The organism is Streptomyces sp. NPDC008001 (genome assembly GCF_042958085.1).
Lineage (GTDB): Bacteria > Actinomycetota > Actinomycetes > Streptomycetales > Streptomycetaceae > Streptomyces.
This window is the reverse complement of sequence record NZ_JBIBIZ010000001.1, coordinates 1,148,429-1,171,804: the sequence shown is the minus strand read 5'-3', so window position 1 is coordinate 1,171,804 and position 23,376 is coordinate 1,148,429. Positions and strand designations below refer to the sequence as shown.

26 protein-coding genes are annotated in these 23,376 nt (G+C 67.5%); 11 read left to right on the top strand and 15 right to left on the bottom strand.

Annotated elements, in window-relative coordinates; genetic code table 11:
• The first annotated feature begins 221 nt into the window (after window positions 1–221).
• Window positions 222–602: a hypothetical protein gene (locus ACFZCD_RS04760; protein WP_391827828.1), complete on the top strand. Its 381-nt coding sequence runs from the start codon at window positions 222–224 to the stop codon at window positions 600–602.
• Window positions 603–673: 71 nt separating this feature from the next.
• Here the strand turns inward: ACFZCD_RS04760 and ACFZCD_RS04755 are convergent, their stop codons facing one another.
• The 3 genes from ACFZCD_RS04755 to ACFZCD_RS04745 form a co-directional block, all read right to left on the bottom strand.
• Window positions 674–859, bottom strand: coding sequence for a transposase (locus tag ACFZCD_RS04755; RefSeq protein WP_391827826.1), 186 nt, complete (start codon window positions 857–859; stop codon window positions 674–676).
• A 316-nt stretch (window positions 860–1,175) separates the two neighbouring features.
• The gene (locus ACFZCD_RS04750) at window positions 1,176–1,532 is read right to left on the bottom strand and encodes a winged helix-turn-helix domain-containing protein (protein WP_391827824.1); all 357 of its coding nucleotides are present in this window, start codon (window positions 1,530–1,532) and stop codon (window positions 1,176–1,178) included.
• A 564-nt stretch (window positions 1,533–2,096) separates the two neighbouring features.
• The gene (locus ACFZCD_RS04745) at window positions 2,097–3,398 is read right to left on the bottom strand and encodes a hypothetical protein (protein ID WP_391827971.1); all 1,302 of its coding nucleotides are present in this window, start codon (window positions 3,396–3,398) and stop codon (window positions 2,097–2,099) included.
• A 928-nt stretch (window positions 3,399–4,326) separates the two neighbouring features.
• On the opposite strand from ACFZCD_RS04745, the gene ACFZCD_RS04740 reads away from it, so the two are divergent.
• Complete coding sequence (locus tag ACFZCD_RS04740; RefSeq protein WP_391827822.1) at window positions 4,327–5,628, top strand: hypothetical protein; 1,302 nt, start codon at window positions 4,327–4,329, stop codon at window positions 5,626–5,628.
• 72 nt (window positions 5,629–5,700) lie between these two features.
• On the opposite strand, the gene ACFZCD_RS04735 is transcribed toward ACFZCD_RS04740, so the two are convergent.
• On the bottom strand, window positions 5,701–5,964 hold the full coding sequence (locus tag ACFZCD_RS04735) for a hypothetical protein (RefSeq protein ID WP_391827820.1): 264 nt from the start codon (window positions 5,962–5,964) through the stop codon (window positions 5,701–5,703).
• Window positions 5,965–6,251: 287 nt separating this feature from the next.
• On the opposite strand from ACFZCD_RS04735, the gene ACFZCD_RS04730 reads away from it, so the two are divergent.
• The 3 genes from ACFZCD_RS04730 to ACFZCD_RS04720 all read left to right on the top strand — a co-directional run bounded on the left by ACFZCD_RS04730 (window position 6,252) and on the right by ACFZCD_RS04720 (window position 7,705).
• Window positions 6,252–6,656 carry an SgcJ/EcaC family oxidoreductase gene (locus tag ACFZCD_RS04730; protein WP_391827818.1) on the top strand — a complete coding sequence of 135 codons (405 nt, stop codon included), beginning with the start codon at window positions 6,252–6,254 and terminating at the stop codon, window positions 6,654–6,656.
• Between the two features lie 89 nt (window positions 6,657–6,745).
• On the top strand, window positions 6,746–7,246 hold the full coding sequence (locus ACFZCD_RS04725) for a GNAT family N-acetyltransferase (protein ID WP_391827816.1): 501 nt from the start codon (window positions 6,746–6,748) through the stop codon (window positions 7,244–7,246).
• An 81-nt stretch (window positions 7,247–7,327) separates the two neighbouring features.
• Window positions 7,328–7,705: a nuclear transport factor 2 family protein gene (locus ACFZCD_RS04720; RefSeq protein ID WP_391827814.1), complete on the top strand. Its 378-nt coding sequence runs from the start codon at window positions 7,328–7,330 to the stop codon at window positions 7,703–7,705.
• Between the two features lie 623 nt (window positions 7,706–8,328).
• Here ACFZCD_RS04720 and ACFZCD_RS04715 read toward each other — a convergent pair.
• Window positions 8,329–8,904 carry a TetR/AcrR family transcriptional regulator gene (locus ACFZCD_RS04715; protein ID WP_391827812.1) on the bottom strand — a complete coding sequence of 192 codons (576 nt, stop codon included), beginning with the start codon at window positions 8,902–8,904 and terminating at the stop codon, window positions 8,329–8,331.
• Window positions 8,905–9,029: 125 nt separating this feature from the next.
• Here ACFZCD_RS04715 and ACFZCD_RS04710 point away from each other — a divergent pair, with 125 nt between their 5' ends.
• From ACFZCD_RS04710 to ACFZCD_RS04685, 6 genes are all read left to right on the top strand, one after another.
• The gene (locus ACFZCD_RS04710; protein ID WP_391827810.1) at window positions 9,030–10,172 is read left to right on the top strand and encodes an FAD-dependent oxidoreductase; all 1,143 of its coding nucleotides are present in this window, start codon (window positions 9,030–9,032) and stop codon (window positions 10,170–10,172) included.
• Between the two features lie 123 nt (window positions 10,173–10,295).
• Window positions 10,296–11,234, top strand: a complete 939-nt coding sequence (locus tag ACFZCD_RS04705; RefSeq protein WP_391827808.1) for an aminoglycoside phosphotransferase family protein — start codon at window positions 10,296–10,298, stop codon at window positions 11,232–11,234.
• Window positions 11,235–11,567: 333 nt separating this feature from the next.
• On the top strand, window positions 11,568–12,143 hold the full coding sequence (locus ACFZCD_RS04700) for a hypothetical protein (RefSeq protein WP_391827806.1): 576 nt from the start codon (window positions 11,568–11,570) through the stop codon (window positions 12,141–12,143).
• Window positions 12,144–12,183: 40 nt separating this feature from the next.
• Window positions 12,184–13,020 carry a sugar phosphate isomerase/epimerase family protein gene (locus tag ACFZCD_RS04695; protein ID WP_391827804.1) on the top strand — a complete coding sequence of 279 codons (837 nt, stop codon included), beginning with the start codon at window positions 12,184–12,186 and terminating at the stop codon, window positions 13,018–13,020.
• A 79-nt stretch (window positions 13,021–13,099) separates the two neighbouring features.
• The gene (locus ACFZCD_RS04690) at window positions 13,100–14,155 is read left to right on the top strand and encodes a zinc-binding dehydrogenase (protein WP_391827802.1); all 1,056 of its coding nucleotides are present in this window, start codon (window positions 13,100–13,102) and stop codon (window positions 14,153–14,155) included.
• A gap of 54 nt (window positions 14,156–14,209) precedes the next feature.
• Window positions 14,210–15,130: a VOC family protein gene (locus ACFZCD_RS04685; RefSeq protein WP_391827800.1), complete on the top strand. Its 921-nt coding sequence runs from the start codon at window positions 14,210–14,212 to the stop codon at window positions 15,128–15,130.
• A gap of 46 nt (window positions 15,131–15,176) precedes the next feature.
• Here ACFZCD_RS04685 and ACFZCD_RS04680 read toward each other — a convergent pair whose 3' ends face one another.
• From ACFZCD_RS04680 to ACFZCD_RS04635, 10 genes are all read right to left on the bottom strand, one after another.
• Entirely contained in the window at window positions 15,177–15,443 is a 267-nt protein-coding gene (locus ACFZCD_RS04680; protein ID WP_391827969.1) for a Tn3 family transposase, read from the bottom strand.
• A 57-nt stretch (window positions 15,444–15,500) separates the two neighbouring features.
• Entirely contained in the window at window positions 15,501–16,382 is an 882-nt protein-coding gene (locus ACFZCD_RS04675; protein ID WP_391827798.1) for a GNAT family N-acetyltransferase, read from the bottom strand.
• Window positions 16,383–16,795: 413 nt separating this feature from the next.
• The gene (locus ACFZCD_RS04670) at window positions 16,796–17,536 is read right to left on the bottom strand and encodes an alpha/beta hydrolase (protein WP_391827796.1); all 741 of its coding nucleotides are present in this window, start codon (window positions 17,534–17,536) and stop codon (window positions 16,796–16,798) included.
• A gap of 227 nt (window positions 17,537–17,763) precedes the next feature.
• Window positions 17,764–19,005 carry a condensation domain-containing protein gene (locus ACFZCD_RS04665; protein WP_391827794.1) on the bottom strand — a complete coding sequence of 414 codons (1,242 nt, stop codon included), beginning with the start codon at window positions 19,003–19,005 and terminating at the stop codon, window positions 17,764–17,766.
• Window positions 19,002–19,625 (bottom strand): histidine phosphatase family protein, encoded by a 624-nt coding sequence (locus ACFZCD_RS04660; RefSeq protein ID WP_391827792.1) that lies wholly within the window; start codon window positions 19,623–19,625, stop codon window positions 19,002–19,004. The genes ACFZCD_RS04665 and ACFZCD_RS04660 overlap by 4 nt, the downstream gene beginning before the upstream one ends.
• 16 nt (window positions 19,626–19,641) lie before the next feature.
• On the bottom strand, window positions 19,642–20,427 hold the full coding sequence (locus ACFZCD_RS04655; RefSeq protein WP_391827790.1) for a hypothetical protein: 786 nt from the start codon (window positions 20,425–20,427) through the stop codon (window positions 19,642–19,644).
• Window positions 20,417–21,199 (bottom strand): ABC transporter permease, encoded by a 783-nt coding sequence (locus ACFZCD_RS04650; RefSeq protein ID WP_391827788.1) that lies wholly within the window; start codon window positions 21,197–21,199, stop codon window positions 20,417–20,419. Before ACFZCD_RS04650 ends, ACFZCD_RS04655 begins: the two co-directional genes overlap by 11 nt.
• Entirely contained in the window at window positions 21,189–22,139 is a 951-nt protein-coding gene (locus ACFZCD_RS04645; protein ID WP_391827786.1) for an ABC transporter ATP-binding protein, read from the bottom strand. The genes ACFZCD_RS04650 and ACFZCD_RS04645 overlap by 11 nt, the downstream gene beginning before the upstream one ends.
• A 10-nt stretch (window positions 22,140–22,149) precedes the next feature.
• A complete protein-coding gene (locus ACFZCD_RS04640) occupies window positions 22,150–22,461 on the bottom strand; it encodes an acyl carrier protein (RefSeq protein ID WP_391827784.1) in 312 nt (103 codons plus the stop codon).
• A complete protein-coding gene (locus tag ACFZCD_RS04635) occupies window positions 22,458–23,366 on the bottom strand; it encodes an NAD(P)/FAD-dependent oxidoreductase (protein ID WP_391827782.1) in 909 nt (302 codons plus the stop codon). The genes ACFZCD_RS04640 and ACFZCD_RS04635 overlap by 4 nt, the downstream gene beginning before the upstream one ends.
• Between the last annotated feature and the right edge of the window lie 10 nt (window positions 23,367–23,376).

The following is a 23,376-nucleotide window of genomic DNA, read 5'->3' as shown; positions in this document are numbered from 1 at the left end:
AGCGCCCGCGCCGACGTCGCAAGGCTCCCCTGGGACCGCAACCCGCTCGGTGGCACTGCCCGTCGGATCAGGAGCCGATGGACAGCGTTGGCTCAGCTCGGCGAACAGCGCTGTCCAGGACGGTTCCGCCGCCGTGATCACACCAGCCATGCGATATATCATTTTCAGTTGCCGATACATCTCCCCACAGCCGATCATGGGCACCAAGCAAGGAGGACAGGATGGGGCTCATGCTCTGCCCCGGAGACGACGAAGTGACCAGCCCGGATATCTCCTGGTCGCACTACGGGTTCAACCTGTTCAGGAAGTGGCTGGCCGAAACCGAGGGATTCCCCCTTCCCGGGATGGTCGGCTTTGGGGGAAACCGTCCGTGGAGCAGCGTCATCACCACCCTGGCACCGCTACTCGACCATCCAGACCACGAGGGCGACCTCGCACCCGCTCAATGCGCGGCCACGCTGCCCCGGCTGGAAGCAATCATCGGGGAGCGGCCACATACCGCCGACGACCCTATTCTCCAACGGCGCATCGATGACACCCGCCAGCTGATCAACGTCATGAAGTACTGCGTGGACAAGGACGTCACGCTCGACTTCTGCTGACTGCCTGACCGCAGAGCTGATCTCGCCAGGGGTAACCAGGAGTTACGGGACATCCCTTACTGAAGTTCTCGTTAGTTCTGTGGTTGTGGGGGGTGGATGCCGCGTTCGGCGACGTCGGCGAGGTGGTCGCTGGCGAGGTTGGCGAGCTCTCGGGTCTTGATGGACGACCACAGCAGTTCCACCGGGTTGAGCTCGGGTGCGTAGGCGGGCAGTTGCTCCAGGGTGAGCCAGTCCTGCTCGGCTGCCCAGGCGCGCATGCGCCGGCGCCAGTGTGCAGAGAGCCCGTCCCAGACCAGGACTACCGGCTCACCGGCATAGAAGGTTTTGGCCTATTCCAGCACTTGGATCAGGGAGGTGGTGTTGTAGCTGCCGGGTTTGAGGTGGAAGCACAGCCGCGGACCACGGCCGGGGTCGGTTGCGTGGTAGCCCAGCGCGGCGGCCATCGAAGCGCGTTTCCAGTTCAGCCGGTGCCGCAGCACGGGAGTGCGGCCGCGGGTGGCGCGTAGGCGCGGCGTACCTGGGGCAGTAGTGAGACGCCTGATTTGTCGAGGAACACGATCCATGCACGTTTCTTCACCGCCCCTTTTTGATGCGTGGCCACTCCTGGGCGACCCATCGGGCGATCTCCGCCTCGTCCCGTTCCACAGCCTGATGCCTGGGCCGCTGCAGACTCCATCCCAGCCGCCCGGTCAGCAGCCGCCATACCGATGCCCGGGCCAGTGTCACCCCGGTCACCCGCTCAACGACCACTCCGGCCCGCTCCAGGGTCCACAGGTCGGCCTTGAACCCGTGCGCCTGGGCGCCTTGTTCCAACGCAGCCCGGACCGCTTCGACCTGGGAGTCATCCAGCTTGGGCGGCCGGCCGCCGGCCGGCCGTCGCCGCAGTGCTTCAGCCCTGCCTTGCTCCCCCAGGCGTTTCCACCGACGCACGCTCTCGGGGGTGCATCCCCACCATCCGTGCGACCTCGGACTGAGGACGTCCTCGCTCGAACAACCCGACCGCGCGCATACGACGGGCCTCGGCCAACTGCAGCCGCGTCAGCGGCAGAATGGACACTTCGGCAACAACAGACGGAGACTCGGAAGGCACACCAGCATCCTCACACCACTGCAGCCCCTGCACCCACAGGACTAACGACAAACTCAGTAGTTGCGGTACAGGAAGTGCTGCTGAGATTGCATGGTCGGCTAGCACGCAGCGCGGCTGCCACTGAAGTTCGCTGAAAGATCGTCGAGTGGACGTCGGCGCTGGCTACGATCCGGCCGTGCCGGTGGAGTTTCTGACTGACGAGCAGCCCGAGGCGTATGGAACGTTCACCCGGGCGCCCACGCGCCCTCAGCTGGAGCGGTTCTTCTTCCTCGACGTGACGACCGTGACGCGGCCCCGGCCGGGCGGCGCAAAGGCTGGGCTCGGGGTAGAGACGCGGAAGGCCCCGCACGGGGCCGGGAGGCCGGGGGTTCACATGCGGGGCCGCGCTCACGGGGTGGGGGCTGTCAGACTCCGGTCAGGGTGTACGTACCCGTGCCGTCCTGCCTGCCGCTGGAGTACTGGCGGATGAGCTCGCCATCCGCGTACCGGTCGTGGCCCAGCATCGAGCCGGTGTACTTGTTCTGCAGTCCGATGTTCGAGCTGCCGGGTACGTCGCGGTAGACGTAGAACCGCTGGAGGTCGTCCTCCCCGCAGGCGGCCGTGGTCAGGTAGGCCTGCTCCAGGTTGGCGATGTCCGCCGGGATGGTCGCGCAGCCGCCGTTGCCCCAGTTCCACAGGGACGCCTCGATGACCCCGTTGCGCTCCGTCACATTGCACAGCCGCCAGTTGTCCAGGTGGGCGCTGGTCCAGTTGGATTCGCGCAGGCGGATGCCGTCGTTGGCCAGGAGCGGTGCGCTCCAGTTCAGGGGCTTGCCGGGGACGTCGATCCTGTATACGCCGGATTGGCAGTTCAGTGCGGCGGGCGGGGCGGGCTTGGCGGCCCGGGTGGCCTTCATGCTTTGGGCGGCCTTGGCGGCCTTGGCGGCCTTGGCCGCGTTGTCGGCGTCGTGCTTGGCCTGGTCGGCCTTGGCCGAGGGGACGGGCCCTGCCGGGTGCTTCGCGGTTGCGGCGGGGGATCCGCAGTCCAACAGACCCTGGGCCTTGGCCATGATGCTGTTGGCGGGGACCTTGTCCTGGCAGCGCACCGCGCCTTCTTCGAGTGCGGTGTAGGTGGTGTAGCTGCCGGTGTCGGCCCCTTCGATCCACTTCAGCGCCCAACTGCCGTCGCCCTGCAGGACGCGGTTGCAGTTGAGACTGCCATAGGTGCCGGTGACCTTCTTGGTGCCCTTGTACACGCCGTAGTAGCCGGGCTGGTTGAAGTTCCAGTTCACCGTGTCGGACACGCTGGACGTGGAAGAGTAGGTGACCTGGACGTTGAGGCCCAGGCTCGCTCCGACCATGCCGAGGGCCTCACTGCCGAAGCTGCCCTGGATGTTGCCGTTGAGGCCCACCGAGACGGAGATGGACGTTTGGGTGTTGGTGGAGACGGAGTGGCTTCCGGTCGTGCCCTCGGTGACGTACCAGCCCTTGAAGTGAGTGATCGTCGGGGCGACTTCGGTTGACTTGATGAACGGGTGGCGCTTGCCCAGGTCGGCAGCCGTGCAGGACTGCCCGGCCTGAACGGCGCTGGCGCCGACGGCGGGGGTGGCGCCCTGGGCGGCGGCGGGGCCGGCCACGGCAGTTATGGCGGCGAGCGCCGATGCGGCGGTTACGGTGAGGGCAATCAGCCCTCTGGCCTTGCGGCCGGGAGATCTTAAGTGGCTCATCATGCCCTTCCTTTGGCCGGGCGCCATGTCGGCCCTGGGCCGGAACCCTGCCAGTTATGTGGTGGGGAGCGATGGTCGATCGAGGCGAATTTAGCGTCGGCAGCGATGCAGTGACGATGACGGAATCAGCCGGTCCGAGGCGGAACTCATCGCCCTTCATGGACTGTTGGACAGACTTGACCTGCCCGGGGTTCATCAGGATTTCATCTGCGGTGCTAAGATCCGCCACCGCCGCCGCACAGATGGGCTGTTTCAGTCGTGATTCCACTGGCCGCCTCGACGGCCGGCGACCGCCAGAACGGATTTCATCGTCTGCCGGCGCGGCCGACTGCCACCAAGCCATCACAGTATTAGGCCAACTTGCGCATTCTGAAATCGAGGACCTTCGGCGGCCGTGACGCCTTGAATGTTTGCGCGCCAGCGTGAACGGCCCTATGAACGATGGCGGCAGAGAGGCATCAGCACGACAGAAGGGAATCCAGCGAATCGAGCCAGACGGCGTCTGGCGGTGAGCCGGAAGGAGATGCGCCGGTCCCGACGGCCGACCCGGCAGCTTCCGCATGATCCCCGACCGCATCCAGTGCGGGCACGGAACACAACTCATCGGAAAACAAGGAGAAAGCGAACATGCCCTTACCAGGTCTACATCATCACCACGGAGGACGGGACCGAAGACCGAACAGGCGGCGCCGTGCCCTGTCAGGGGCGACGCCGGCCGCCGCTGCCGCATTCGGCGCCCCAGCGACGGCCGCCGTGCCCGCGCATCCTGTCGACCGCGGGAGTCCCGTCGCGAAGACGGGCGGCGGCGTGAAGCCCGAACGGGCCAACGAATGATCGCGGAAGGCCCATCTCCGGCTGACACAGACGGGCACTACGCCGGTTCGATCCCGAGTGGATTTACATGCCACCGGAAAAAGGGGGACCACCTTTGAAACGCGCCAGACGACTGCTGGCGGCTATAGCCGCACTCGCCCTCACCGCAGCTCTTCTCACCCTGAGCACCTCGCCGGCCGCCGCCGCCGCACCGCCGTCGGCCGGCCGGGCGGCCCCCCAAGGCCACGGCACCTGCGCGGCCATCGCCCCTGGCTCCGCACTCCGGCGCCAGGGCGCCGCCTGGTTCTGCTTCAAGACGGGCGGCCCGGCCACCGCCCGCGACCTGGCCGCCATGCACCGCCTGACCGGCGCCCACGGACCGGCTACGGCCCGCGTCGCGGCCCGTGACCCCGACGTCGACCCGGCCGATCCGCTCGATCTGTGCAGGGAGAGCAGGAAGGAGGTCAACACCTCCCGTAGTACGTACTGCGTACAGCACCCGATCGGCTACGAGCTTCTTGGTGCTGACAGGAAGGTGGTCGAGCACGCCGAGGGCGTCGTCGTCACCTCGGCCAGGGTCGGCGTATCCGAGTGGAAGGAGGAGGTCCGTGCGGCCATCACTCAGGAAACACCCAAAATGCCCAAGATGACGATTGGCCTGAGGTCCGACTGCACCGGCCCGTGCACGGGCGGCGCGGCTTTTGGCGGCGGGCAAGCGGTCCTTCCGGCGGTGGGCAGGGAGCTCTTCACGTCGATCACCTACAGGACCACGGTCGTCAAGGGCGGTGAGGCACGGTCCCAGCCCCTCTACCACATGACAGGGGCGATCCTTGTGCCCGCAACGCCCGTCAACACCTCGGACGAGTGGCAGGGCCCCTGGCTTCGATGTGACTACAAGGTCGGTAACGGGCCCGGCTGTGCCGACGATACGCACATGGCCAACGTGACGTTCCACAAGTCGCAATACAGGGCCGCCGCCGTCACCTACGAGTGGGCGCAGAAGAAACTCAAGTCCGCTGTCACCGGCACCAAGGTGAACCCCCTGCATCGCGACCCTAATTCCGATGAGTCCTGGACGGACACCAAGCGCCGTAGGACGTGCAAGAACCTCCCGTTCCCGTTCCCGGCGGACCCTCTTTTGGTACCGGGAGACTCCTGTGACGAGTTCCCCTTTGCCCGGTCCTCTGAGGGCGGCAAGCCCAACAACCTGTGTGTGGACATCCTGCCTAAGGAGGTTGGCGGCGCGTGGGATGTGGCGAATGTGAGGGTCATGCGGGGCGACCCCGACACGGCGGCGTGCGTGCGCTCCCATGTCACCGAGAAGGACAACGAGGCGGCCGGCAACGAGCTGAGCCAAGCGACCCGTTCGGCCCGCATCCTCGATGGTGAGCCGTATTTTGTGATCGTCGACAACTGAGCGGATGTGTGCGGGCCGGTAACCTCGGTTACCGGCCCCGTTACCGCATCCGGTGGGGCACTATGGTCCGCCTCAGGTCATCGCGGCCGAGGTCACCAGCGAGTTGGGATGGCCGACGATCATGGCGGGGCTCGCGCCCACCGCCTCGTAGCCGATGAGGTGGGTCACCACAAGGAGCCCGATCACGGTCAGGGCGTGAAGCCGGTCGAGGGCGATGGACGCGACGGCGCTCGCCGACCCGCCGAGGAGCATCGCCCACCCGATCGAGGCGGGCTCGCGCGGTCGTCCGGTTCGTCCCTCGCAGTGCTCGTATGCGCCGCATCGGCAGGATGGCACCGCCAAGACCGTACCTCCCCTTAGCGGTGGCCCCCGGCATCCCAGAACCGTCCCGCGCGGAACGAGGTGGGTCTGGAGCCACGCGGCCCGCGATTGCCAGTGACATCGGCAGTGCCGCTAGGAATTCTCCGGCCCATCATGTGAACGTCGCCTGCCCGGGTCGTTGCCCAGGGCGCAGACCCCCTGGGCGGCTTGTCCGGGACGGCGCCGGATGTCCGGCCGTCCTCACATCGCCATGCGATCACAGGCTTGACCTCAATCCCGCTTGAGGTGTGACGGTGATCCACATGACCACGGAATCCAAGTCCCACGCGGCAGATGTCGAAGCGATCAGCCGGCTCGTCGCCACCGTCGAGCGCTCTCAGCAGACCAAGGACCCGGAGGAGTTCCTCGGCCTCTTCCACCCGGACGCAATCTGGACGACGGCCCACGGCAAAGTCCTCATCGGCCTCGACGCGATCTCGGAGTTCACCCGCAAGGTCCTCCCTGCGGCGAGCTGGGACGGCAAGGTCACCTACGAGGTGGTCCACGTGCTCTTCATCCGTCCCGACGTCGCTGCGGTCAAGGTCCGTCAGCGTTACCTGGCCCCCGGCGAGGAGAGCGAGGGAGCCCCGCTGTACGTGGTCTCGAAGCAGACCGACGGCCGCTGGCTGCTGACCGCCTGCCAGAACACGGGGGTCGTCACCGGCTAGTGCTGTGACCGTATAGGTGTACCGGATTGCGCGAGGATAGGACGTTATTCCGTTGCTGTCGCTTCCGTCACTACGGCAGGGTCTGCGGCATGATTGAATTTCGCACTTTGGAATCAGATGACTGGCCGATCTGGCGGGAACTGCGGCAGACAGCCCTGGCGGAGGCGCCCTACGCGTTCGGATCGACGCTCGCCCAGTGGCAGGGAGCTGGTGATCGCGAAGACCGCTGGCGTGCCCGTCTGGAGATTCCCGGCGCACACAATGTCGTTGCGGTAGTCGACGGTCGTCCTGCGGGGATGGCCAGCGGCGTTCCAGCTGAGCAGGCAGAGGACAGCGTTGAGCTGATCTCGATGTGGGTCAGTCCCGCGGCCCGCGGCAGAGGGGTCGGCGACTGCCTGATCCGGGAAGTTGCACGGTGGGCTGCAGAGCGCGGTGCCAAGACTTTGCGTTTGTCTGTGATGCCGGACAACGTGAGGGCTGCCGCTCTCTACGAGCGCCACGGGTTCACGGACACCGGTGAGCCGGGGGATCTCCTGCCTGATGGCGTGGGTAGGGAACAGGTCATGGCCAAGGACCTGACGAACGGCTAGTGCTGTGACCGGGAAGGTTCACCGTGATCGCAAGGCGGCTCGTGGGTCGAGCCCACGCGAAACGGCTGGTATTACTGGGGCATGCAGGAAGAGACCGCACGCTCCGCAATCGATACGTTCATCTCCGCGTTCAACGCCCCGGACGACATCTCTGTGACTGCCCTGCTCTCCCAGGCCCTGACCTCAGACGTGGTCTTCTGGGGGCCTTTGGGTCGCAGCGAAGGAATCGCGGCGGTCGAGCGGTTCGTGCTGGACATCCGGCGCCACCCGGCGGGGACCGGCACGATGGTGCGCTGCTCAGCAGTGGACATGCCCGGCGAATGGGCCCGGTACCAGTGGGTCTTCACCACGCCTGACGGAGGCCCCCGCCTGGCGGGAACCGATGTCGTCCATCTGCGACGGAGCCTCATCGACCAGGTCATCGTCTTCGCCGGGGAGATCGAGCCGTTCGCCTCCTGAGCATCCTTCTGTCGCTGTCCTTCTCCTGAACCCGCCCCGTCGGCGTTCGGGATGCCGGATGCCCCGATGCCGCAGGTACGTGCGGCACAATCCGTTGCTGTACGCCTTGTCGGCTGCGACGCTGTCCGGCGTCTTGCGGGGCCTGCCCGGCCTGAGCTTCGGGACGCGAATTTTCTCCGGAACCGGCTTGAACTGCATGCGGTCTGCCCGCTGGGCCGGTGTGACGATCAGGGACTACGGGCGGCAGCGGCCGTCCGTGCTGAGGTGGAGTTCGGTGGTGAAGCCGCCGCGCGAGCGGGCCAGGCCCTCGCCTCCAGCACCACATTTGGCCGACGCCGGCCTGCGCCGGGAGACCCGCGGCGGCCCCCAGGTCGTGGAGAACTGGTCCGGCAGGTTCTGGCCGAACCGGCCTGGGCGAAGAAGCTCAGTGACGAGGACCGGTGCGGCCTGACCGCACCGTCCTGATCCAACGTCAACCCGTACTGCACCTTCCGCCTGGACATGAACAAGCGTCTCGGCCTGGGGCCGGCCGGCGCCGTGCCCGCCCCCGCGCCCCGGCGAACACTGTCGAGGAGGCAGTCGCAGCCGCGCGAGGGCGCTGATCCCCTGCCCAGCGTGATCCGTTATGCGGCGTTCCAGCCGTGCTCGAGAAGTGTGAACGCGGCGTCCACGGCGTACTCGGCGTTGTCGGTGCATTGGGCGAAGGCCGAGGTTTCCAGTGCGAAGTGGGCGAGGGCGGCGCACCGGTAGTCGTCGGGTCGGCTGCCGGTGGCCTCGGCGATGGCGCGGGCGAGTGCGTCTTCGTGGCGCATCCACATGCGGTGCGCGTACTCGCTCAGGGCGGGCGTGTCAGCCACGAGGCGGGTGAAGGCGGCGAACCGTGCGTCGGAGTCGCCGGCACCGATGCGGATCCGCTTGATGTGCGCGCACAGCGCCTGGGGGATGCTCTGCCCTTCCGGCCGGTCGCGGACAGCGGCGACGAGGGCGGTCTCCTGCTCGGCGTCCTCGTCGAAGACCAGGGCTTCCTTGGTGGGGAAGTACTTGAGCAGCGTGGTGGTCGACACGTCCACGGCGTCCGCAATGTCGCGGATGGTGACGCGGTCGTAGCCGTGCTCGAGGAACAGGTTCAGGGCGGTATCGGCCAGCGCCTGGCGGGTGGCGGCCTTCTTCCGCTCGCGGCGTCCAAGGGGTGCGCTCATATCCGCATCATACAGAAACCGATGCCATGCAAAAAGTTGTGTCGTTGCATCTTTTGCATGGGTGTGCTTTTTTGGTTAGGCAGGCCGAGGAGGCCACGTCCCGGCCCTGACCAAGGAGAACGACCATGAACACTCCCGCCCTCCGCATCGCGATCATCGGGGCCGGCCCGGGCGGACTGACCTGCGCCCGCATCCTCCAGCAGCACGGCATCCCGGTCACGGTCCACGACCTCGATGCCTCCCGCACCACCCGCAACCAGGGCGGCACCCTCGACATGCACCCCGACACGGGCCAGCACGCCCTGCGCGAAGCCGGACTGTGGGACGCTTTCACCGCGATCTCACGCCCCGAAGGCGAGCAGATGCGTCTGGTCAGCCGCAACGGCCTGGTCATGTTCGACGCCGCACCGCCCCAGGACGGCCAGGGCAATCCCGAGATCGATCGCGGGCAGCTCCGCGACCTCCTCCTGGATTCCCTCACCCCCGGCACCGTGCGCTGGGGCCACAAGCTCGCCCACGCCGAACCGCTCGGCGAAGGCACCCACCGCCTGCACTTCGCCGACGGCTCCACCGCCGACGCCGACCTCGTCGTGGGCGCCGACGGCGCCTGGTCCCAAGTCCGCCGCCTGCTGTCCGACGCGACACCCCTCTACACCGGCGTCACCTTCGTCGAGACCGGCTTCGACGGCGCCGACCACCGTCACCCCGAACTCGCCGACCTCACCGGCAACGGCACCATGATGGCCCTCGACAACAACCAGGGCTTCGTCGCCCAGCGCAACGGCGGCGGCCACATCCGCGCCTACATCGGCATGCGCACCGACGAGGACTGGTACCAGCAGCGCAGCCTCGACCTGGACGACGGCCAAGCCGTCCGCGAAGCGCTGCTGAAGGAATTCGCCGGCTGGAGCGACCACCTGCTCTGCTTCATCACCGACACCGACACCGGCTACATCAACCGGCCCCTGTACGCCCTGCCCGTTCCGCACACCTGGCCCCACACCCCGGGCGTAACCCTCCTCGGCGACGCCGCCCATCTGATGTCCCCGTTCTCCGGCATGGGCGCCAACCTCGCCATGCGCGACGGCGCCGACCTCGCTTCCGCCCTCATCGAGCACCCCACCATCGACGACGCAATCACTGCCTACGAGGACATCCTCCTGCCCCGGTCCACCGAAGCCGCCGAAGGAGCGGCCGAAGGCATCGAAAGCGCCTTCGCCCCCGACAGCGCCAACCGGACCCTCGCCCACATGACCCAGAACCACTGACCAGCGCCAGGGAAGCAGGGGCATCACCACATGGCTCCCCCTCTATCCGGGGTCGGGATTGGTGAGCGTCGATAGTCCTGAGCGCTGAAATGTGGTGGGGCGTGCACGGAACGCGCTCATAGGATGCAGGAACTGCATCGACCACCTGCGGGGGACCTGTTGAGAGAGTTGGCCTGCGTCGCGCCAGAGGTCCGGGACCGGCTCGTCGTTCGGTTCGGCGCTGATGTGCTCGGTTGGTGTGACGAGTTGCCGGCCCTCGTCCATGAGCTCACTGCCCGTTGGAATCTGGACCTTGTTGCGGCGAGCGGTGGAGGCACCTCGCGGGTGTTCCGCTGTCTGCAGCGTGACACTGGTGCCTCGGTGTGGCTGAAGCTCACGCCCGAGCTCTTGATCGCGCGTGAGGAGGCCGAAGCCCTGCGAGCCTGGGCAGATACACCGTCGGTTGTCACTCTGCTGGCAGCGGACCTCTCAGCCGGGGCTCTGCTGCTGGAGAACGTGGAACCCGGAGTGCCGGTGCGGCAGCTCGTTTGGAAGCTGCCCGAGGTCGCAGCCCTGCTGCGAGATCTGCGGACCTCACCTCCCGTGCCAGGGGAACACTCGGTACTGCGGCCTCTCTCGCACCGGATCGACTTCCTGCTCGACTTGACTGAACGGAGGTTGGCGGCGACCCGCGCGAAGGGCCTGGCTGCCCGGGCGGTGCTTGGTCAAGCCCGGGTGGCGGCCCTGAAGCTTGCAGACAGGGGGCCTGTGGGACTCGTGCATGGTGATCTCCATCCGGCCAACGTGCTGTCCGGTCCGGGCTCCCGCCTGGTGGCGATCGATCCGAGGCCGACGTGGGGCGACCCGGACTTCGATGCTGTGGACTGGGTGCTTGAAGGAGTCACAGATCCAGCCATGCTGGAGAAGAGGATCGAGGAACTGGCGGCGCTGGTTCCCGGTCTGTCTCCTCATCGTGTGCTGGATTGGTGCCAGGCCCTGGCCGCCGTCAATGCGGTTCCCGGACTGTGTGCGGGGCGGGACGACGCGAAGACCGAGTTCCTCATGGCCCTGGCCGGCGCCTGACCCGCCCGGTGACTCTGACCGGATCCGCTCAGCCAGTGCTGTACCTGTCAGCTGCTATGAGCGCCTTGTCTGGCACGGTCAACTCTTCCGCCGCCATGCCGTCAGCGGACGCGTGTTTGCCTGGGCGCTCGATTGTGTCATGGCGGTGTGGGCATCTGCCGGACGGGCATCATGACAAGGGCCGGCACTGTCCGCCTGGGGGGTATTTCACAGTCTTGCGCCGTCATCGACTCCGATATACATGCAGACGTGTAGGGGCATGGCGGCTTCACGGAATCCCTTCTGGACGCAGCGGGCCGGGGGCCCGGGGGCCGGCTCAGCAGACATAGACCCGTGGAAAAACATCGGAGGGATGCCTTGTCAAGGCCGGCTAAGAGCACGCGCCTTTTCATCGTCTCTGCTGTCATCGGCATGGGGCTGCAATTCCCCGTCGGCAGCCCGGCTGCGGCGGCATCGTCAGGAGGGTCTCTCACCACTGTCAGTTGCCCCGTCGGATCGCAATTCACCACCTACCAGCCGGGCTTGAACCTCACCTCCAGATACGTCGACTATGTCGCCCACGGGACATTGGCCGCGTGCCTGTCTTCGGGCTCGCAGGACGTGAAAGGGGCAAAATTCACCACCACCGGTTCGGGAAACACGAGCTGTCTGTCGGGGGATGTCACAGAGAAGTCGGTCTACCATTGGAACACCGGCGCCACCAGCGTTGTGGAGAGTAGATTCAAGATCAATCTCAAGCCGAACGGCACAACTGTCGTCGTCTCGACCGGGTCTGTCGTATCCGGCCTGTTCGCAGGTGCCACCACGGTCCAGACGAAAATCCTGCCCAACACCGGCCTGCTGGCCTGTCTCAGCCCTCAAGGCATGACGGGAGCCGGCGGCCCTGTGAGCATGACCGTCACAGGGTAGGGGCAGTCGCCGATCGCTCATCTCTCTCCGAGGAGGCGTCTTGGCGTTCCCTCTCGCCTACAACGACAACGGGCTCCACTGCATCCCTCTCCCCCGCGCCATCGACGAGATCGCCTCCGCGGGATTCGATGCCGTCGAACTATCGCTGGCCCACGGTCGGCTCGACCCATTCGACTTCACAGAATCCCATGCCGCGAATATCCGGCAACGGCTGGCGGAAGCCGGGATCACTGCCTGCGCCCTGGCCACCGGGGACGCGCGATTGCTCGGCGTCGAGCCGTTTGAACCGTCGCTGATTCACCCCGAGGCCGAAGGCCGCAAGCGTCGCCTGGACCTGCTCGTCCGATCCATGGCGATGGCCAGGGCCATCGGAATTCCAGTCGTCAGCTTCGCCAGCGGCAGGCTCCGGCCGCACGTGGAGCCTGCCATGGCTCTGCGTTGGCTCCAGGACGGCATCCGCACCTTGCTGGAATACGCAGGCGACGACATCGCACTATCCCTGGAGCCCGAACCCGGATTTTTGATCGAGACCAACGCTCAAGTCGGCTCGCTACGGGAAAACCCAGGCCTGCACACTCTGACCCTCTGCCAGGACCTCGGTCACTGCCGTGTGGTGGAAGACGACTACCTCGCAGCCAGTGATCAGTGGCTCGCCATCACCAGGCACATTCAGATCGAGGACATCAAGGGCCGACGCCATCACCATGAGATCCCTGGCGACGGTGACATTGACTTCACCTCATTCTTCAGCCTTCTCGCCGGCGGCAGCTATAAGGGCTATGTGAGCGTGGAGCTCTACAACCAGACAGACCGCTATCGCGAGGCGCTGCGCCGCAGCCACGATGTTCTTCGCATCGCTCAGACGAAAACCTCGTGAAGGCCAAAGCTGCCGGCCGGACGGAAGGACCGACGATGCTGCTCGCGCAAGTGATCGCCGTTCTGCACCACCACGCGCCGTGAAGCACACCCATTCCGGGCCCGGACCGGCAGAGCTGGTACTGGCCGGCCCTGGCCGGCTCCGGATTCTGCCGGTCGAGCCGCCATCCGCCACCGGGCCGGACGAGGTGGTGGTCCAGGTGGACTGTGTGAGCCTGTGCGGCAGCGATTACAGGCTCTACCACGGGACTTATGGCGGCCCTCGGACCTACCCCATCCGCTTCGGCCACGAATGGGCGGGCGTCGTTGTGGCCGCAGGCTCCGGCGCAAGCCACCTCCTTGGCCAGGCCGTCACCGGTGACTGCTCACGCTGGTGCGGCCAGTGCGACCAATGCCGCAGCGACCGGAACCTGTGCCGGCACATCGAGAAGTTCGGTCTCACCATGGACGGCTTTTCCAGCCGGTACGTACGCGTACCGGCGCGCTACCTGTACCCCGACCCCTACCCGCTCCCCCCAGAGGTACGAGCGCTGGCCGAACCGTTCGCCGTCGCGTTAAAAGGCCTGCGGCAGGCGCCCCTCGCGCGCTCCGCTCCCGTCCTCATCATCGGCGCCGGCGCCCTCGGCATGGCCGTCTATCTGCTGGTCACCCGCGAAAAACCGGCACTCCAGGTGCACCTGCTGGAAACCGACCAGCTCAAAGTGAAATGCCTGACGCAGCGGATTCCGGCCCTCACCTGGCACGACCCCCTGCACCCGTCCGGCCCGGGCAGCGCTTCCACCACCTACGCCTCGACCGCAGCGCTGGCCCGCTACCCGCTCGTGATCGAATGCGCGGGGGCCGGGGAATCCCTGAACACCGCCCTCCAGCTCGCGGACCTCGGCGGCACCGTCCTGTGCTTCGGCCTGACGCACACCACCCGCATCCGCAGCGGCCTTCTCATCACCAAAGGGCTGACACTCCTGGGATCCGTCGGCGGCACCGGGGCCTTCCCCCAGGCCATGCACTTCCTGAAACGCCACGCCGAGGACGCTCGCCTGCTCCTCACCCACAGCTATCCCGCGCACCACGCTCATGAAGCTTTCCGAACGAAGGCCAGAGCGCGCATCAAAGCCCAGATCACCTTCGATGACTAGCCCCGCATCACCGCAGCACGCCGTGCTTCCGTAACCGGCCACAGGGAGCTGACCGTGCCACTGCACCGACTGGCCTCCATCACCATGGGGGTACCGCGCCCCGAAGAGACAGCCTGCTACTACGCTCACCTGGGCCTGGCCCCGGAGACCGACGGCTGGTTCAGCACGCGAGACGGCGGGCGACAACTGCGCATCATCCCGTCGCCCACCCGTCGTCTGACGGAGATCCATCTTGAGACGGACGACGAAGACGATCTGCACGAGCTCAGGCGCCGACTGGAACAGCTGGGCGTCCCGTCCCGGCTCCTCGCCCAAGAGCTCAGCACCCATGACCTGGCGACCCGCGTCCGCGTGCGTGTGACAACAGGCCCACCCATCGCCCCGCCACCAGCCCCCGCCACCCCCTACAACCGTCCGGGACGCATGGAACGCAGCGGGCGCGCCGCGACGGTGCTGCGAGACCAGCCCGTACGCCCCAGCAAGCTCGGACACGTGGTCATGGGTTCCACCGATGTGGAATCCACCGCGGCCTTCTTCCGTGACGGCCTGGGCTTCAAAGTGTCCGACATCGTCAAGGACCAGGCGGTCTTCCTGCGTTGCTCAAGTGACCACCACAACGTCATGGTGATGGCGGCTCCCGTGCCCTTCCTGCACCACACCTCATGGGAGGTCGACGACATCGATGAGATCGGACGCGGGGCCCACGCCATGCTGGAAGGCCATCCCGAACGGCATGTCTGGGGCCTGGGGCGCCACCATGCCGGCGCCAACTTCTTCTGGTACCTCAAAGACCCCGTCGGCAACTTCACCGAGTACTACAGCGATATGGATTGCATCCCTGACGACCGCCTCTGGACACCACAGGTATTCGACGACGCCAAAGGCCTCTTCAACTGGGGACCACCCCCGCCGCCGTCTTTCCTCCGCCCGGACGACCTGGCAGAACTCATGAGCTCTTCCCATCACCTGGCCTGAACCGCATTGAGTTTCCCCCTGCGGATCCAGCGACGCATGCAGGCCCCTATCGAGGTTGACCTCGCACGTACGTGGAGCCGGGGGCGACCGCGGTCGAGCCCTGGCCCCACAACTCGGTGCTGCGGACGGCGAAGGTGGCGTTCGTGATCCGGATGGTGATGGCACGGGCGACCTCCGCCAGCAGGTACCGGCAGTGCACGTAGCACAGTTCGTCCTCGGTGTGGCCACGCCCGCCGGAGGTGACGGCCTTGATCCCGGTGTTCGTGCCGTAGGCATAGATCACCGAGAGCAGACGCTCGGCCAGGCCGTGCATCAACAGCACGGACGGGCCGGACGATGTGATGTCCAGGTCCGGCCCGTCCGTCCGCGGCTAGAGGTCGAGTTGGTACTGGTGTGTCGTGTGCGTGGGCCTGTAACCGAGACTGTCGTTGATCTGTCTCATGTGCGTGTTGCTGTCGGCGGTGTCAGTCAGGAGGCCGCCGAGGTCCGGATAGCGCCCATGGGCGTGTCGGATCGACTCGGCCTTCATCCATCGGCCGAGGCTGTGTCCACGGTGCTCGGGCAACACGCCGGTGCCGTAGTGCTGGCCATCGCCTCTGCCGTTGCCGGGGACGACCAGCTCGGTGAACCCGGCGATCGAGCCGTCGGAGGCGTCGACGGCAACGACAGTGTGCAGGTGGTCGCCACGCTGTTCGACAGCCTTCGCCGCGGCCCGGACACGCTCCACGTCCCAGGTCACCGTGCCGTAGTCGGTGTCGTCCATGGGCATGTCGTCCATGGCGCGACGCGAGGCGGCAAACGTCTCCGCGAGGCCGTCGGACACGGTTCCGTGCCATGACATCAGCCGGTAGCCGGGATGCGGATGCTCGATGATTTCGGCGAGGGCGGTGGTGTCCACATCGGCCAGTGGCAAGCGGGAGAACCTCAGGGCGAGGACCTTCCTGAAGCCGTGCGCCGGCAGGAAGTGGTCGCCCGGCGATCCGGCCTCGGCCTGCGCGATGACGCAGCGTCGGGCATCGGCCCGGGCAGCGGCCACGGCGGCGTTGAGGAGCTGCGAGCCGATGTGTCGGCGTCGCTCTGCGGGATGGACACCGAGGGTCAGTTCAGCCAGGTGCCCCTGTCCGGGACTGTTGAACAGGCGCAGAAAGGCGGTTCCGATGGGGATGGAATCAGCGTCGGACGCCAGCCATGCGAGACGCCGGCTGTTCGGACCGTGAACGGGGTCGGTCAATGGGGTGATGCGAGACGACAAGGTGTCTCCGTCGTGAGGAAGTGGCAGAAGTCAGTACGCGGACTCAACTGCTGGGCACTCCTGCGCATGTGCTCCACACCTCCTCATCGACAGCGCCGGTCCCGAACACCATCGGACGGCTGGGAGAACTTAGCTGGCCCATCGCCTCCTCGGCAAAGGGATAACGAGAGACCGGGTGCGAACGTGCGGTTACAGCCACTCGTTGATGGCCGCGACCAGCACGGTTGCCTCGTAGCGGACCGTCGGCTTGTCGTACCTGGTGGCCGCGGCCGGTGGCACTTGAGACTCTTACTGAGGTTTTCGTTAGTTCTCACCCGGATTTTCCGGCCCGTTCGCCGTTCGTCAGCGAGGCGACTGGCCTCGCTGACGACACCGCACCGCTTACCCTCAGCTGGTGGCCTGACGGCCCGGCGTCACTTCAGATGCCGGGTGAAGAACTGGGCCGCGGCGTCCCCCGCGAACTGCGGGACGCCGGTGTGCCCGCCCATATTGGCGTGCAGAGTCTTCTCCTTGGAGCCGAAGGCGTCGAACAGGTCCAGGGCCGCCTGACGATCGTTGCCTTCGTCGTCCCACTGCAGCAGGACGTGCAGCGGAGTGGTGACCTGGCGGGCCTCCTCGAACATGGCGCGAGGCACGAAGCTCCCGGCGAACAGAACGGCGGCCGCGATGCGCGGCTCGACCGCCGCAAGGCGAACGCCGATGGAGATCACTCCCCCCGAGTATCCGACGGGGCCGCCGATCTCGGGCAGCGACAGCAGGGCGTCCAGGGCGGCCTGCCATTCCGGGACCGCCTTGTCGACGAGCGGGAGAACGAGAGCGTCAATGATCTCGTCGCCGACCGGTTCGCCGGCATCCATGGCCCGGCGCAGATCGGCGCGGGCCTGCTCGACGGCGGCCCAACGGGGCCGGTCGCCGCTCCCGGGGAGTTCGATGGTGGCCGCGGCGAAGCCGTCCGCCGCGGCTTGCCGGGCACGCCCCACCAGCCGGGGATACATCTTGCGCAGTCCGAGCGGGGGGTGGCCGAGCAGGATCAGCGGTACGGGTGCGGATTCGGATGCGGACGCCGGCGTCCACAGGATGCCGGGGATCTCGCCGAGGGTGAATTCGCGCTCGACGACATCGTCGTCGAGACGCTGCTCAGAAGTGAAATGCATGGTCGTGCCTTTCGGGAGTGCACTGTATGGCGCTCCCGGACGACCTGTCTATCGTCCGACCGTGACCCCGGAGGGGAGCACCCACGTCGATACTGCGTTCACGGGTACCACCTCCTCGATCTCTCGCACGGCCTCCGGAAACGTAGCAGTGGTTGCGGTGGTCCGCCAAACCGGTTTTCACGCGAGGCCGATGGCCGGGCGAGGGCCGAGGCCGAGGCTGCGCACGATCAGCCGAACGTTGCCCCGAGGCGCTCGACCACCTCGTCCTGCAATGCTCGCAGCGTCCCTTCCGCATACGGGCCTCGCGTGGTCAGTTCATAGCCGGTCGGCAGCTGCTCGACCCACAGCTCGAACGTGTCCGCCGATCGAACGCTCCTCCGCTCCACCCCCCGGGTCTCCAGGCCCTCCAGGACCAGCCCGCCCTTCCACGTCTCGTTGAGCGCGAAGTACGGCACTTCCGGATCTGCGTCCAGCAGGTTGCCTCTGTCCGGCCACGCCGCATGCCTGATCCACGCGTACGGCAGACGACTGTGCTCCAGCGCTTCCCACAACTGCCGTTGCACACCGGCCACAGCGTCCAACGACGCGACGCCGACCGACTGCACCGGGATCAGCGTCCTCGACGTGAGGCAACCGACCGTCGCGTAATCGGCCATGGTGAGCCGGCGCCCGAAGCTCGTGGTGACAACGAGGCCGGCTTCGCTCCGGTCGCCGCGCAGCGTCGCGGCCAGCGCGGTCAGCATCAGCGAATAGCCCGTGACGCGGTTCTCCTCCGCCCGCCGCACCTGTCCGGCCAGCTCGTCCGGCAGAGCCCGCCTCACCTCGTGCGACGCGCCGCGCTCCAAGCCCGTCAGAACGGACTGCCGTGCGGAGTCGCGATTCAGCGCGCCCCGCCACCAGTCGGCGTCCTCCTCGGCCTCGGCGCTCCGCAGGTACTCACGCTCTTCGGCCGCCCAAGTGGTGAAGTCGGTCGCCTCACCCAGGTCGGCCGAGGGGTCGTTGTACCGGGCGGCCAGCTCCTTCACCACCAGGGTCATGGAATACGCGTCGACCAGCAGGTGGCTGATCTGCAACCGCAGCAGGTGCCCCTCGGCGACCGGGCGGCAGTGCGCGTCGACCAGGCTGTCGCGGAAGGGGTCCGTCCCGCGAAGGTCCCTGTCCTGGCCGTCGAAGCGCATGGCCGGGGGTTCCGCCTCGCGCAACCAGACGCCGCCGTCCTCGCCGAGCACCGGCCGCAGGCGCAGGATCCTGTGGCGCGCGACCACCCCGGCCCATGCCTTGGCCAGCCGGTCACGGTCGAGGCCGCCCTGGATCTCGAACGTCGCGGTCAGCGGGAAGATCGCTACGCCCGGGTCCTTCCGCCAGGCCAGCAGCCGGTTCTCCATCGCGTCGGAGGTCGCGAGCAGTCCGCGCGCCGCCGCAGCGGCCGCCCGTTCCTCCCACCGCTCAAGGGATTCCTGGGGCCTCATCCGTTGACCTCGTTCCAGCTCAGCAATGTCCAGTCGCCCTTTTCGGATATCTCAAACCTTGAGGTGCCTCCGAAATCGAGGTGGGCACCCTCCAGCACCCTGTCCTCGACGCCCAGGAGCGCCGACGCCGCCGCGGCTTTGATCGGGTTGGAGTGCGACACCACGATCACCGCCTCTTCGCCCGCGCGGGCGATCTCTTTCAGGGCCGCGCACACACGTACCGCGGTCTCGGCGAACGTCTCGCCTCCCGGCGGTCGCGTCGACTTGTCGGCCCGCCAGCGCACGATGAGTTCGGGCCAGCCGGCCACGATCTCCGGGCTGCTGAGGCCGTCCCACGCCCCGAAGTCCGTCTCCGCCAGGTCGGCACACGCCGACAGCGGCAGCCCGAGGCTCTCAGCGATGATCTCTCCGGTCTGCCACGCGCGGGCGACCGGAGAGCTCACCACCCTGGTGGGGCGGCGCCCGGTGCGCGCGGAGAGTGCGCGCACGGTCCGGGACGCCGCCTCCGCATGCCCTCGCCCCGCCTCGGTGAGCGGCGAGTCGTTGTGTCCGCTCAGCCTCTTCTGGACCGCCATCTCGGATTCGCCGTGGCGCACCAGCCACATCTGGCCGTGGGTCATCGGGCCGTCCCTCCTCTCATTCGAATCCCTCGAACCCGCCAACGCGAGCCCTTCGCGTCTCCGCCGCGCAGATCAGTGCACCGGCGGCGAGCCAGGCCGCGCCGACGAGCAGTTCCAAGAACAGCTGGGTCAGGTACGGGCCGCCGACGAGTGCGCTGCGAGCCGCCGCCAGCCCGTGCCGCAGGGTGAGCGCGTTTCCGACCGCGGTGACAGCGCCGCCGATCGCGCCGCTGGGCACGGCGCCGCCGGCCAGCAGCACGACAGAGACCGCGAAATAGCCCACCATCGGCGAACTCGTGCGTCCCAGGCTGAAGGAGGCGAGGCCCAGGCCGAAGCCGCCGGCCGACAGCGTCAGCACCACGAGGAACGGCAGCACGGACACCACGACTGACAGGTAGCCCATGGCCGCCCCCGCGATGCAGCCGGCCACCACTGCGCTGACCAGACCTTCCAGTCCGTACACCCACGCCCGCGCGACCATGATCCCGTAGACCGGGATCCGGCCGAGGTGGAGGCGGTGCAGTACGCCTTGCTGCCGGTCGGGCTGGATCACCTCGACCATGCGCGAGATCGTCGGCTCCACGGCCGCGAAGCCCAGCGCGCCGGCGAAGGCGAGCCGGGGATCGTAGTCGGGGGCCACGTACCGCGAGAACGTCCACAGGAACACGATCTCCACCAGCGACCGGCCCAGTACCGCCCAGGGCAGCGCCCACAATCCGCCGGCCACCAGGTAGTCGCGCACCGCGAGTGCGGCGACGACCCTGATCGCATGCGCCCGGGCCAGCAAGCGCTCACCGGACATCGAGCTCCCCCCTCGTGAGGCAGCGCCTGACCGATACCGCCAGCAGCCGCCTGCCGATCTCCCAGTAGGACGCCGTCAGCACCACGAGCATGGCGACGCTGCCGATCGAGGGAGCACGGCCGACCAGCAGGGCCGACATGACGTCGGCTATCCAGTGCAGGGGGACGAGGTCCGCGAACCACCGCGCGTACGGCGGAAGCGCCGATGCCGGGATGAGGAAACCGCCCAGCAGCAGCATGGGGAAGGTCAGGGTGCTGACCAGCCGGATCCCGGCCCTGGTCACCACCACCAGTGTGGTCAGCAGCAGGCCCATCGCGGTTCCGCACAGGACCGCGGGGCCGGCCAGCAGCACCAGGACCCCGGCCGTCCGCCACGACATGGGCACGCCCATGAGCAGCGCAACGCCGACCGCCGACGGGACGGAGAGCACGAGGCCCGCCGCGGACGCACCGAGCCCCTTCATCGACACCACGGCGAGCATGGGGGTCGGCCGCGACAGGATGCCGCCGAACGTCCCGGCCGTCATCTCACGGCTGACCACCGATCCGGATGCCCACTGCGTGGTCGACCACAGAGCCATGGTGATGGCTCCGACGAGCGCTGACGCCTTCGTGCCGGCGTTCGCTTGCGTGGAGCCGAGCGTGAGCGTCATGTACACCACGGGCTGGATGACGGCGAGGAACACCGTGGTCTCGTTGCGCAGCGACTCCAGGAACTCCGCGTGGAAGGAGACCCACCACGGGAAGAGGCCGCGCTGCCGGTCACCGGGCACTCGCGCCCGCCAGACTGTGCAGGATCGTCTCCACACCGACCGGGTGGACGTGCAGATCGGTGACGGCCGTCGACCGCAGGATCGTACTCAGACAGTCGAACACGGCGGGCTCCCACGACCGCACCCGCAAGGTCGCGGTCCACTGCCCGCCGCTCGATTCGAGGGTGAGGCCCTCGAACGCCGCCGTGTCCGGGCCGGTTCCGGTGCCGGACAGCCGGATCTCCGCGATGTGGCCGACCTGGCGCCGGAATCGGTCCGCCGGCATGTCGCAGCTGATCAGGCCCTTCTCGACGAGGATGATCCGTGTGGCGAGCTGGTCGATGTCCATGGGGTAGTGGCTGGTCAGGAGGACCGTCGTGCCCTGCTGTGCGAGGTGGGCCACGGTCTCGCGGACGCGGCGGGCTTCGAAGATGTCCAGGCCGACAGTGGGCTCGTCCAGCAGAAGCAGCCTCGGCACGCTGATGAGCCCGATGGCGAGGTTCAGCCGCTGGCGCATCCCCTTGGACAGGGTCTCCACCCGCCTGCTCGCGTACTGTTCGAGCTGCACCTGCTCGAGGGCGTCCCTGCAACGCTGCTGCAGGCCGCGCCGGATGCCGTGCAGCGAAGCGAAGAAGCGCAGGTTCTCCAGCACCGACAACCGGTTGTACAGTCCCCGGTCGCCACCGAGGACGACGCTGATGCGGTCGCGCACCTGCCGTGCCTGCCGCACCACGTCGTACCCGTCGACGCGCACACTGCCACCGCTCGGGTACAGCAGGGTCGAGATCGCTTTGATGAGGGTGGTCTTGCCGGCTCCGTTGATGCCGAGCACGCCGAGGATCTCGCCCTGATGCGCACTGAAGCCGATGCCTCGCAACACCTCTGTCGGGGGTTTCGTCGGGTAGGTGTGGACGAGGTCGGTCACTTCCAGCACCGGAGTGCGCGTGTCGTCGGGTGACATGTCGTTCTCGTCAGTCTCCGTCGCGGCCCGAGGGCTTGCCGGATCCGCGTTCAGCGCGCAGCGCCTCGACCCACTCCAGGTAGCTTCCGAACGTCCGGTGGTCGAAGATGGCGCTCATTCGCACGCCCTTCTCCAGCGTGCGCTTGACCTTCGTGGTCAGGATGGCGGCCCGCATCGAGTCGCCGCCCGCCTTGAAGAAGTCGGTGTCGGCGGTCGGCGGCTGCCCGATCACCTCGCGCCAGATCTCCGCGAGGGCTTCCGCCGTCGTCTGCTCGGGTGAACCGGTCATGAGGGTGTGCTCCTCCTCGGGTCTGTCCGTCACCGGCTCTCCAGCAGGGCGGAACGGAACGCCAGGTCCTCGCAGATCAGCCGGCCGGCGTTGATGCCGCTGCTCGCCGCACCCGTCCACATGTAGTACGGGGAGGAGCCGTCGCCGTTCCCTGCGCTGAAGACCAGTGGATCGGACGTCTGGCCGAACAGCGTGGTCTCCGGGAACCCGCTTTCGGTGTCGTCGAGGCCGAGGGCTTCCACGAACTTCCGGTTGGGCCGCACGATGTTGCCGAGCAGCAGCGTGTCGGCGTCGATGGCCGACCCCTGATCCGTGGTCAGCCGCAGGGCCCCGGCGTCCGTGACCACGGCATCGCGCACGGTTCCGTGCACGACCTCGGCGCCCTCGCGCCGGAGCAGGTCGGCCAGGGGGCTTTTGGCAGTGCCGGCGTCCGACACGACGACCGTCAGGGCGCTGGCGTGGACACGCGCGAGGGCGGCCTTCGTCAGCGTTTCGCCGTCGACGCCGACGACGGCGAACCTGCCGCCGCGCCGCTCGTGTGCGTGGCAGTAGGGGCAGTCGAACGCGGACCGTCCCCACACGCCTTCGGGAAGCCAGGCGGGCAGGTCGTCCACGCGGCCGGCCGCGAGCAGCAGCCGCCGCCCCTCGACCTGTTGGCCGGAGCGGATGGCGACCGAGACGTGGCTGTCGAAGGACGACGCGTCGACCGCCTCGTCCCAGATGAACTCGACGCCGCAGTCGAGGGCGTCACGCTCCATCTTGGCGTAGATGACCTCGGGGCTGGTCCCGTGGGCGTACGGCACGTTCTGCACGCTGGAAGCGGTCGAGTTCCGGCGGGTCTTCGTGGCGACGACGCACACGCTGCGCCCGGCACGGCTGATCATGATCGCTGCCGAGAGGCCGGCCGGCCCCGCACCGATGACCACGACGTCGTACATGCTGGTTTCT